The organism is Rhodohalobacter sp. 8-1 (assembly GCF_038150125.1).
Classification (GTDB): Bacteria; Bacteroidota; Rhodothermia; order Balneolales; family Balneolaceae; genus SW132.
The window spans coordinates 62236-74116 of the sequence record NZ_JBBVMF010000008.1; the positions used below are offsets into that span (position 1 = coordinate 62236).

General features: G+C 46.6%; 9 protein-coding genes. 5 read left to right on the plus strand and 4 right to left on the minus strand.

Features of this window, described 5'->3' with window-relative positions; translation table 11 throughout:
- Positions 1 to 21: 21 nt before the first annotated feature.
- The 4 genes from AABW11_RS09905 (at position 22) to AABW11_RS09920 (ending at position 6616) form a co-directional block, all read left to right on the plus strand.
- Positions 22 to 1233: an efflux RND transporter periplasmic adaptor subunit gene (locus AABW11_RS09905; RefSeq protein ID WP_340104922.1), complete on the plus strand. Its 1212-nt coding sequence runs from the start codon at positions 22 to 24 to the stop codon at positions 1231 to 1233.
- A 24-nt stretch (positions 1234 to 1257) separates the two neighbouring features.
- Complete coding sequence (locus tag AABW11_RS09910) at positions 1258 to 4374, plus strand: efflux RND transporter permease subunit (protein WP_340104923.1); 3117 nt, start codon at positions 1258 to 1260, stop codon at positions 4372 to 4374.
- Between the two features lie 75 nt (positions 4375 to 4449).
- Positions 4450 to 5790 carry a BNR repeat-containing protein gene (locus AABW11_RS09915; RefSeq protein ID WP_340104924.1) on the plus strand — a complete coding sequence of 447 codons (1341 nt, stop codon included), beginning with the start codon at positions 4450 to 4452 and terminating at the stop codon, positions 5788 to 5790.
- Positions 5791 to 5947: 157 nt separating this feature from the next.
- On the plus strand, positions 5948 to 6616 hold the full coding sequence (locus AABW11_RS09920) for a hypothetical protein (RefSeq protein ID WP_340104925.1): 669 nt from the start codon (positions 5948 to 5950) through the stop codon (positions 6614 to 6616).
- A 107-nt stretch (positions 6617 to 6723) separates the two neighbouring features.
- Here AABW11_RS09920 and AABW11_RS09925 read toward each other — a convergent pair whose 3' ends face one another.
- On the minus strand, positions 6724 to 7251 hold the full coding sequence (locus AABW11_RS09925) for a hypothetical protein (RefSeq protein WP_340104926.1): 528 nt from the start codon (positions 7249 to 7251) through the stop codon (positions 6724 to 6726).
- A 231-nt stretch (positions 7252 to 7482) separates the two neighbouring features.
- Between AABW11_RS09925 and AABW11_RS09930 the strand changes: the two genes are divergently transcribed.
- A complete protein-coding gene (locus AABW11_RS09930) occupies positions 7483 to 8220 on the plus strand; it encodes a phenylalanine 4-monooxygenase (RefSeq protein WP_340104927.1) in 738 nt (245 codons plus the stop codon).
- A gap of 243 nt (positions 8221 to 8463) precedes the next feature.
- On the opposite strand, the gene AABW11_RS09935 is transcribed toward AABW11_RS09930, so the two are convergent.
- The 3 genes from AABW11_RS09935 to AABW11_RS09945 are packed head-to-tail and all read right to left on the minus strand — an operon-like array spanning position 8464 to position 11874.
- On the minus strand, positions 8464 to 10179 hold the full coding sequence (locus tag AABW11_RS09935) for a Na(+)/H(+) antiporter subunit D (RefSeq protein ID WP_340104928.1): 1716 nt from the start codon (positions 10177 to 10179) through the stop codon (positions 8464 to 8466).
- On the minus strand, positions 10172 to 10390 hold the full coding sequence (locus AABW11_RS09940; RefSeq protein ID WP_340104929.1) for a hypothetical protein: 219 nt from the start codon (positions 10388 to 10390) through the stop codon (positions 10172 to 10174). The genes AABW11_RS09935 and AABW11_RS09940 overlap by 8 nt, the downstream gene beginning before the upstream one ends.
- Positions 10387 to 11874, minus strand: a complete 1488-nt coding sequence (locus tag AABW11_RS09945; RefSeq protein WP_340104930.1) for a monovalent cation/H+ antiporter subunit D family protein — start codon at positions 11872 to 11874, stop codon at positions 10387 to 10389. The genes AABW11_RS09940 and AABW11_RS09945 overlap by 4 nt, the downstream gene beginning before the upstream one ends.
- Positions 11875 to 11881: the final 7 nt, after the last annotated feature.

The following is an 11881-nucleotide window of genomic DNA, read 5'->3' on the forward strand; positions in this document are numbered from 1 at the left end:
TAACTGATAGTCAAGGATTCAATGAATCAGAAAAAAACATTAATCTTTTCGCTTTTAATATTATTGGCTGGAGCAGTTCTGACCATCCTTATTTTTAATACTGAGCCGACTGCGTCTCAAACAGGCGCATCCGTTGAAACGGCAATTCTTGTCGATTTGGTAGAGGCAGATAGAGGAACGTATACCCCTATTATTCGGGCAACGGGAACGGTTGAGCCTTCTCAGGACATCATGCTGAGTCCGCGGGTAGAAGGTGAAATTGTAGAGCTATCCCAAAATTTCACGCCAGGCGGTTATGTGGAAGAGGGCGATCTGCTGCTTCAGATAGATCCATCAGACTATCGAAATGCTTTAAAGCAGAGACAGAGTGAGCTGCGAAGTGCTGAAGCAAACCTTATGATAGAAATGGGTCAGCAGAATGTGGCAGAACAGGATTACGCGCTGCTTGATGACTCACTTTCCAGCGAGAGCAAAGCACTTGTATTAAGAGAACCTCAGCTGAACACGGCCCGTGCAATGGTAGAATCAGCCGAGGCAGCCGTACAACAGGCCGAACTTAATTTAGAGCGGACTACAATTCGAGCACCATTCGATGCTTACATTCTCAGCCGAACAGCAAATGTTGGGTCACAGGTTTCACCCGGAGATCAGCTGGGCCGGCTCGTAGGACGCGACACTTACTGGGTCTCAGCCATGATACCGCTTGCCAGCCTACGCTGGATATCCGTGCCCGATAATGGCGGTGGTGGTTCAGAGGTACGCATCCGGAACCGGACATCCTGGAATGAAGATGAATACAGAACGGGAGAAATTTTCAGGCTTGTGGGTGCACTGGAAGATCAAACGAGAATGGCCAGTCTTTTGATTTCAGTGGATGACCCCCTGAGTTATCGTTCCGAGAACTCCGAAAATCCAAAGTTGATGATCGGCTCTTTTGTAGAGGCAAATATCAGGGCCGCCCAGCTGGAAAATGTTATTCGCCTGAATCGAGACTATGTAAGGCAAAATGATACAGTCTGGGTGATGGAGGAGAGTCGCCTGCAGATACAAGATTTGGAGATTCTGTTCCGTGATGCTGATTACGCGTACATCACCAGCGGCCTGGAAGATGGCGACAAGATCGTAACCACCACGCTGAGTACAGTAGTTGAAGGCACTCGTCTTCGAACGGAAAACGGTTCTTCAGCACCATCCGACTCAACACAAGCGTCCTCCGAATCTAACGCTGAATAAGAAAATCCGATTAAGGCAGCCCCCATGAATCAATCAGAATCAAGTAATACAACCAATACGAAGAGCAGCGGCCCTATCTCTTTTATGGCCAATAATCCAATTGCGGCCAATCTTTTGATGATTATTCTGATTGGCGGCGGTATCTGGACAATGTTCAATATCCAGAAAGAGGTGTTCCCAGAATATCAGCTCGATATTGTTGAAGTAAGCGTGGCATATCCCGGTGCGGCGCCATCTGAAGTGGAGCAGGGCATTCTGCGGCCGGTTGAAGAGGCAATTCGCGGCGTTCAGGGAATCAATGAAGTAACGTCCACTGCATATGAGGGAGGGGGATCTGTTTCAATTGAACTGGTGGTTGGAACCGACCGTATGAAGACCTACCAGGATATCGATCAGGCGGTAAATCGTATTCGAACATTTCCTGATAATATCGAAGAGCCGGAAGTTCAGCTTCAGTCTAATCAACAAGAGGTAATGACGGTCGGAATTTACGGGGATGCCGATATCTGGACACTTCGGGTAATTGCAGAAAGTCTGCGGGACAGAATGCTGAGCGATGGAGACATTACGCAGGTGGAAATCGGAAATGTACCAGATTACGTGACTCACGTTGAAATTCCCCGCGACAAGCTTCTTGAGTACAATATGACGCTGAGCCAGGTTGCGGATCTGATTCGAACTTCAAGCGAAGATGTGGCAGCCGGGGCCATCCAAACCAACTCAGGTGAAATACTGCTTCGAATGCAGGAGCGTAAGCAGTGGGCCCGGGAGTTTGGCAGAATTGAGCTCATTTCATCCGAAGACGGAGGGTCAGTACTACTGGCTGATATAGCTGATATAACAGATGGATTTGAAGAGACCGGGTTTCATGGCGAATTTAACAGGCAGCCCACCGTTGATCTCGATATTTTCAGGATCGGCGAGCAGTCACCGCTGGTCGTTGCTGCGGCAGTAGAACGAATTCTTGAGGAGGCACAACCTTCGTTTCCTCCCGGTGTACAATACCGGATAGATAGCAATGCAGCTGAAGATTTTGGCGAACGATTATCGCTCCTGATGGAGAACGGACTGCTTGCAATCATTATAGTGATGATAATACTCGCTCTGTTCCTGGAATACCGCCTGGCTTTTTGGGTGATGATGGGGATGACCATTTCATTTGTGGGTGCAATTGTCTTTTTGCCGGTTATCGGGCTCAGTATTAACATGATATCGATGTTCGGTTTTCTTGTGGTACTCGGAATCGTGGTTGACGATGCTATTGTGGTTGGTGAGAATGTTTATGAATATCGTGAGCAGGGCATGAGCTTTAAAGATGCGGCAATAAAAGGAGCACGTGAAATGAGCCGTCCGGTGACGTTTGCTATCCTGACGAACATTATAGCATTTGTGCCGCTCCTCTTTATGCCGGGCGTAACCGGAAAATATTGGTGGCCGCTCCCTGCTGTGGTTATTGTAGTACTGGCTGTTTCGCTGTTTGAGGCACTTTTCATTTTGCCGGCTCACCTGTCACACGGACCGAAGGAGGAGCGGTTTCGAATTGGTAAGAAAATCAAACGGTGGCAGCAGCTCTTTGCAAAAAAATTCACCCGCTTTATCAATACAAAATACAGCAAGTTTCTCGACTTCTGCCTGCGCAACCGTTATGTAACACTGAGTTCCGCTGTAGCCCTGCTTGTGGTTGTGGGCGGTTATGGGTACAGCGATCACATGGGGATGGTGATGATGCCGGAGATGGCTGCCGATGAAATTGAGGCGGGTGTTAACTTGCCGGTTGGAACAACTCCGCGGCAAGCTGCTCAGGTGGCTTACGACATTACCAATTCGACACACAACATGTTTGAAGAATACGATCTGTTTCGTGTCGCTGAAGGGATAAAAACCAATGTTCGTGGACAGAGTTTTATTGATGTGGAAATTGTGATGAAGCCACCATCTGAACGCGATATGTCAGCACAGGAGCTCATGGAATTATGGCGTGATCAGATTGGTAACATAGCGGGAGTTGATCAGATTACATTTGAGGCGGAACGCGGCCCGGGAGGATGGCGGCAGGATATTGTGGTGGACCTTAGCCACTCAAATGTCGACGTACTCGAAGCCGCCACAACGGCAATGGTTGAACGGATGGAAGCGTTCGACGCCACCCGTAATGTCAATGATAATTACGACCGCGGAAAATCACAGTTTGATTTTAAACTCCTTCCTGAAGGCCGGAAGCTGGGCCTCACATCAAATGAAGTCGGCCGGCAGCTGCGTGATGCATTTTTTGGCTCACTTGCCATGCGACAGCTCAGAGGCACAAACGAGATTGAAGTGTATGTGAGATTGCCGGAAGAAGAGCGTCAGGATATCTACCACCTGGAAGATTATGTTATTCAAACTGCAGGAGGCATGGATGTTCCGCTGATGGAGGTTGTCCAGGTTGAAGAAGGTCAGGCATTTACGTCTATCAACAGGCGTGATGGAAGGCGTGTGGTGAGTATCGGGATGGATGCTCAGCCGTCTAATGCCGTTTCGCGTGTGCTTGAGGCGATGCAGACCGACGTGCTACCGCAGCTTCGAAACGATTTCCCCGGCATTACATGGACGTTTGAGGGAAGCCAGGCCGACATGAGAGAGTCAACAAACACACTTTGGGGAGGGTTTATGCTGGCCATGCTGGTTATTTACGCATTATTAGCGGTCGCTTTCGGAAGCTATGTTCAGCCGTTGATTGTGATGGGGGCTATTCCATTTGGTATCGTCGGCGCGGTGATTGGCCATATTATTCTTGGGTACGATCTGTCGCTGGTTAGCCTGATGGGAGTGATTGCACTCTCCGGAGTGGTACTAAATGACTCGCTGATTATGATTGATCACGCCAACAGAAATCGTTCAAGCTCAATGGTTTCTGCCCTTGACGCCATACATGAAGCAGGTCTTCGTCGTTTCAGGCCTATACTACTAACTACGCTGACCACCTTTGGCGGACTCACACCCATTATTCTTGAAACTTCCGTGCAGGCGTACCAGCTAATTCCGATGGCCATATCTCTCGGCTTCGGGATCGTTTTCGCAACGGCTATTATCCTTGTCATTGTGCCTTGTCTATACATGATCCTCGAAGATACGACATCAAAACTAAAAAGTGCCGGGTAAAGATGGTTTTTAAAATTGCGGGTTTTAGAGTATGATTCGGCAGTACTTACTTTAAAGCCTGTAACTATTTAAATCGTGCACAGACAATTTTTACTATTCTCACTATTCTGCCTCATCCTGGTATCGTGTAGCCAGGAACATGTGAATGAATCAAATGCTGAAACAACCGGAAAGCTCATTCCGGTGGCTGAAGGGTACGCTAACACCAGTGTTAACGCCGTTATTTTTCGCAAGCACTCTCTTTTCACTCACAACGGAAATCAGTACATCTCTTTTTATGATGCAGACGGACGAGTGGTTCTGGGAAAACGTGCGTCAGATAGTTCCGAATGGGAGCTGCATCAAACCAACTTTACCGGAAATGTAGAAGACGCCCACAACTCCATTAGCATGGCAGTTGATGGACGTGGATACATTCACCTGGCGTGGGATCATCACAACAATCCATTAAACTATGCGGTAAGCCTGGAGCCGGAGAATCTGGAGATGAGCCAAAAACAGCGTCCCGGTTCATTGAATACCGGCCATAGCGTAACCTACCCTGAGTTTTACAGGATGCCCGGCGGAGACTTGTTACTGATGTATCGCAACGGCTGGTCGGGCAAAGGCTCGCAGGTTGTTCATCGGTTTGATTTGGACTCGAAAGAGTGGCAGTTGCTTCACGAACAGTTAATTGACGGCGAAGGTGAGGTCAATCCGTTCTGGCAGACCACAATGGATGCGCAGGGCACCTTTCATCTGTCTTGGACATGGCGGCGGGATGGCATCGCAGAAACCAACCATAATTTGATGTACGCCCGGTCGCATGATGGCGGATTGACATGGGAGCGATCAGATGGTACTCCGTATCAGCTCCCCATCACACCCAAAACAGCCGAAATGGCGCTGGAGATACCGGATAATTCAAGTATGATGAACCAGACATCCATGGCGGCTGACCGATTTGGGCGTCCATATATTGTGAATTACTGGACGCCTGAAGGGAGCGATATTCCGCAGTATCATGTGGTGTATCTGCATGATTGGGAATGGAACGTACGTCAGGTCAGCAACCGGACCGAGCCGTTCGAACTGAGCGGGCGTGGGACGATGGCTCCTCCATTATCACGACCACAGATTGTTACACAAAGTTTTGATGATCGGGACGGAGCTATCATCCTGTTTAGGGATGAGGAGCATGGGAACCGCGTGTCTGCTGCAGTCTCAAAAGATATAGAAAAAGGCGAGTGGCAAATAGTAGATTTGGCCGATATGAGCGTTGGCAACTGGGAGCCCACGTTTGACCTGCAGCTTTGGAGAGAGTCGAAAATTTTGAACCTTCTTGTCCAGCGTGTTGCTCAGCTCGACAATGAACAGCCAGAAAAAATTGGCCCGCAGATGGTGTATGTATTGGAATGGAACCCCTTTAACGAGTAAAAAAAGCTTCGCAAAAACAGGGGAATAGAAATAAATTTAAAGTGAGTGAAATGTCCAATCAATTTTTCTCGCATTATAGATAGCCCTTTAATCTAACTTTTAGATATCTAAGAAATATCATCTTCTTATTGATAACATAAATCTTATTTGAAACAGCATGCTCGATAAGCTCAGAAATCTCAAAAAAGTCATCACAAACACGGCAAGCCAGGTCTCATTCGACCCAACACGGTTTGATGATCCGCTTGCCACATCAATCCGATGGACCCCGATTGAAAGTGGTGGCAGCAACTTCAGAACGCATAAATTTTATACAGATGGAGCAAACCAGGTCGGGTTTAAGGCAACGCTTAGCGCCAAACTTTTTAGTGGAATATTTATTCTTGTGGGCTTGGGTGTGGCAGTCGGGCTTACAGGAAGCCAGTTGCAGAGTGGCTTTCCGATCCTATCCATGGATGTACTGTTTCCATTAATATTCGGACTGATATTTTTTGGTGTGGGCCTCTATATGTTCCGATCGTATGCCAAGCCCATTATTTTTGATAAGATGACCGGATACCACTGGAAAGGCTGGGAAAAACCTGACCGCTACAGAGGTGATCAGAAAATTCCGGGCTCAGTAAAACTTGATGATATTCACGCCCTTCAAATCGTTTCGGAGTACATCAGGGGAGATAAAAAGAACTACTACAGCTACGAGCTTAATCTTGTCACCCACGACGGTCAGCGCCACAATGTGATCGATCACGGTGATCGGTCTGATCTAATCATTGATGCGAACAAGCTATCTGACTTCCTCGGTAAGCCGGTCTGGGATGCATCGTAACAGATAGCATCGCAAAAAAAAGCTCCATCCCGTTTAGGTAATGGAGCAAAACTGTTTGAGGTGGCTCTTGATTTTCAAAAGAGAGTGGCAATATTAAAAAGCGAAAGTCAAATCAAACGCTTCTCTGCCTCAGCAACAAAACGGCGGGCATCACGCCTCGAAAAATCCTGCATAATATATGTGCCATTAATCTCGAGGTCATTGAAAATAGCGTTGTTGTCTATATCAATGATCTCAAGAGTGCCATCAGAGTAACTAACTTCTTTGATATCATAAATCGAAATTGAAATGGCATTATCGAGCAGTGTTCGAATGCCGCTGCCAACCATAGACTTGATGACATCGGCAAAGACTGTCTCTTCTTTATCTTTTATCTCATTCTCGATGTTTTCAAGATAGTCATCGGTGAATTGTATCAGCAGCCGGTCACCATGAAGAATTAGGTTGGCAATCTTCTCTTTGTTAGTAATAAAGACCTCGGATTGGCTTTTTGTCATCCGGGGCTGTATCTCTGAGTTAAGGTCGCTTTCAATGGATATAGATTGTGCCTTGGCAAGGTTATTCGCCCCGGCCAGGGTGCCCACAAAAAATAAGAGTACTGAAAAACGTTTAAAAATGAGGTTAAATTTCTTCATGCTGAGAGTCTGTTTATTGTTAACTGTTGATGATGTCTACGATTAAAGGATTGTTCTGTTACAAAATATTATGAGTATAGAGGGATGATTAACTCAGTGAATCTGAAATAATAATTAGCTAAATTCTACCCCAAAAACCGGGAACGGAACGTCCCTTATTTTTTATTAGGGGCGTGTGATTAAATCAAACCCACGCTCTGGAATCATCTACAGAAGTAAAAGAATTACCTTATGGAAAAAATGACACAGGATTATGCTAAATATACAAGTGAAGATACCGCAGTATGGAATACACTGTTCGAGCGACAGCTAAAGAACCTGCCCGGAAAAGCTCATCCAGAATATTTACATTGCCTCGATCAGCTTTCAGAGGTTTTGAACCCGAATAAAATCCCGGACTTCAGCGAGCTAAATGAAAAACTGATGGCTGAAAATGGCTGGTCAATAGTTGTTGTTCCCGGTCTTATTCCAGTGGATGATTTTTTTAAACTTTTGTCTGAGAAGAAATTTTGCTCCTCTACCTGGCTGAGGCAGATGAGTCAGCTTGACTACCTTGAAGAGCCCGACATGTTTCACGACATTTTTGGTCATATTCCTCTGTTGATGAATTCTGAATACGCCAGATTTGTACAGAAATTCGGAGAGATGGGCGTGAAGTATGGTTATGATAAAACCGTTGAAAAACAGCTCCAGCGACTTTACTGGTTTACAATTGAGTTTGGGTTGATTAAGCAACAGAATCTGACCAGAATTTACGGGGCAGGAATATTATCATCTTCAGGCGAATCAAATCATATTTATGATGATGACATTACGGTACTTCCATACGACGTAGAAAAGATCCTGGACAACGATTTCATTACATCTGAAATACAGACACAGTATTATGAAATTGAAACGTATGAGCAGCTTTTTGAATCTGTAGGGGAACTGGAAGAGAATTTGATGGAAGAAGTGAAAGTAGTGTAGAAGGTATGGACTATGGCCGGAACCTGACTTTTTTCAGTACTTACAATACTTGAAGGGTAGCTTCGAATCTCTGCTTTGCACTAAAGAAAACCAAAGCTCTAAAATATCCTCTTTGAGAGGAGAAAGGATCTGAAAACAGCGGAATGCTGATTTTCAGGCCGGGGGATAAGTTGATGGGGTAGCCTAAAGTCAGGGTCTGGCTCTGACAAAACTCCATCTACCCCGCCGGCATAGGAATGTTGATTACAGAAAGTAAAGTATAGAAATAATGATAAACGTGAGCATCACGAAGCTCATCACCACATCCATCGCCGGGCTGTAGCCATCAGCTTTGTTGCTACGGTCTGTGAATGGGTTGAGCCAGGTCATTGGGTTTTTGAACTTCTCTGTAAGAAACCGAGCGGTGCCAATAACTCTCTCTTCCACGCGATCGAAAAAATTATCTACCCAGTTCACAAACACCAGGCGGGTTGCCGGGGCGGCTTTGCGATAGAACCAGTCCACATCCAGCGCGATAATCAGCTCGCCGGCCAGTTTCTTCTTCATCAGCCAGAACCCGGCAAGTGTCATGGCGCTGATCTGCATCGTTTCTACAAAATGGTAGATTGTAAAGGGGTCATAGTCTGTATCAAAAGGCAGGTAAACATAAAGCGCATTAGGAAACAGGCCGTAGAAAATACAGGCAAACGCCGCAATACTCATAGCGATATACATGTTTACAGGCAGTTTTTTTACTTCAATATCGCTTTCGTCTTTATGAAACCAGGTGAACCAGGGGAGTTTCAAACCCACACTCAGGAATGTACCCACGGAGGCCAGCAAGAGCATCAGCTGGGCAGCTTCCACGTGTGCATAACCTGCGGCAGAGATCGTCATACTTTTACTAATGTAGCCATTGAACAACGGAATTCCGGAAATTGATAGCGCACCCACCATGTACAGCCCAAAGGTATAAGGCATCTTTTTAAACAGACCGCCAAGCTCTACAATCTTGCTTGTACCGGTAGCATACAGAACAGCACCGGTTCCCATAAAAAGCAGCGATTTATACAAAATATGACTGTAAGCGTGTGCTGTTGCGCCATTAAGTGCCATTTCGGTACCGATGCCAATCCCGCAGACCATAAACCCAACCTGGCTGATAATGTGGTAGGCAAGAATCTCCCGGATGTCTTTACATATTACCGCGTAAACAACGCCGTAGATTGCCATGGCAGCTCCAAACCAGATGAGCAGTTCCCATCCGGGAAATACGCGAATCAGAACATAAACAGCCGACTTGGTTGTGAATGCACTCATAAACACCGCACCGGTAATCGTGGCTTTGGGATAGGCGTCAGCCAGCCAGGTGTGCAGAGGTATAACGGCTGCGTTGATGCAAACGCCCACCAGCATCAACACGTTGGCAAAGGTGTAGTTTTGAGCAATTGTCTCCACGGCAAGCGATCCCGTATCGGCATAGTGCCAGATAATACCGCCAAGCAGGATTCCGCCGCCAAGAACGTGGTATATCAGGTAGCGCATGCCGGCACCGTCAGACTCTTTGGTACGCCGCGCCCAGATTAGCCAGGTTGAACTCACAGCCATCAGCTCCCAAAATACGATCAGCGTGAGCAGATCACCGGCAAACGTCACACCAAGTGCACTTCCGGCATACACAAGGGCATTCACCTGCTGGCCAAGATCCTTTATGTGATGGGCATAAATGCCGGCTACAAATGCTGTAATTGAGAAAATAATCCCGAATACACGGCTCAGACGGTCAACTTCAATCAGCTGAAGCTGGTATGCCGCAAAATCGATACCGAATGAATATCCGTTTGCCGTTGTGATTACCACGTAAAGGGATGCCAGAGGAAACAGCAAAAATACGGAACTACGTATCTTCTCCGGCAGAAAGGGCAACAAAAACGCCCCGACAATTAGAATGACTCCCGGTATGGTCAGAAACTCAATCATAGTAGTGGATGTCGCGTTTTACAATATTCTTTGATAAAAACTTGGCAAAGTAGATAATTGCGATACAGCACAAGAATCCATAAATGGCATAAAATGCTGGAATCTTATTCCACCAGTGGCTGTCATATCCAGCCAGGTAGGTAAACTCGAGAACAAGGGTCACAGCCAGGATAATGCCAATAACTGTCCATACAAATTTATTCCAGTTCATGGTGTACCTCCGTTAAATAATGAATCACCAACAAGTAAAGCGATATCGTAGAAGTTAAAAAAGAGGTTTGGAAAAAGTCCAAACAATACCGAAAGTGTTGCAGTAATAACGATGGGAACCACCATAAACGGTGAAGCTTCTCCGTAAGATTCGAGGCCCTCGCCTTTTTTGAAATAAGCACGGAATATGATAGGGAAGAAGTATCCAACATTAAGCAGGCCGCTCACAATCAAAACAATGACAGGAATGATCATATCTCCTTCAAGTGATCCGAGAATGATATGCCATTTACTGAAAAATCCGTTAATCGGTGGTATACCCGCAAGCCCCATCGAGCCAACAACGAAGGCTCCCATGGTCCACGGCATCACTTTGGCAATTCCGTTCAGGTTACTGATTTCAGTGCGGTGCAGGTTCACGTAAATAGCACCGGCGCAGAAGAACAGCGTAATTTTCATGGTGGCGTGAGCTGCAATGTGCATGATACCGCCCGTCATGCCAAGTGGCGTGAGCAGCGCAATTCCTAAGACAATATAAGACAGATGACCTACAGTAGAATATGCCAGCCGACGTTTTAGGTTATCCTGTGCGAAAGCAATCAGGGAGGCAAGAATAATTGTGGCCCCGGCAAGGACAATTAGTATATCATTGAGACCGTAGGCAGCCATCACGTCTGTACCGAATATAAAACCAACCATTCGTGTAACGGCGAATACACCCGATTTAACCACGGCAACAGCGTGCAGCAAAGCACTTACCGGGGTTGGAGCAGCCATTGCGGCAGGCAGCCAGCCGTGAATTGGCATAATGCCGGCTTTCACGCCAACAGCGCCAAGGAACAAAATAAAGACAACTAACATGGTATTACGCGGCAGTTCAATATCTCCAAAGACACCGCCAGGCGTAAATTCGATATTGCCGGTGTAGTGATAAATAATTGCTGATGCAGCCACTAACAGTAATCCGGCGGTAAGCGTAAACGCCAGGTATTTCCGGCCCGCGTTGATTGCTTCACGTTTTTCGTTGTGAATAACGAGAGGATAGGTTGCGAGGGTCAGCATCTCGTAAAACAGGATGAACGTGAGCAGGTTCGCTGAAAAGGCAATACCAATAGTCGCAGACAAACAAACCGCAAAACTGGCAAAATACCGGGTCTGTTTCTTTTCCCCGGCTCCTCGCATGTAGCCGATAGAGTAGAACGACGTAAAAATCCAAAGACCGGAGGCGATGACCGCGAAATAGACACCGAATGGATCTGCATTTAGCGCAAGAGGTAGCCCGGGAGCAAGATCAAACAGGTGGAGCTCAACGGAATTCCCCTCAATGGCTCCTGGCAATAGCGTCAATACCAGACTGAATTTAATCAGTCCGGCGATCACCGTCCAGGCTTCGCGCAGATTTGGTTTTGCGGAGCTCATCAGGATCAGCGGCACAGCAGCCAGTGACACCAGGATTGCTAATAAAGGAACGATAGATAGATCCATCAATCGT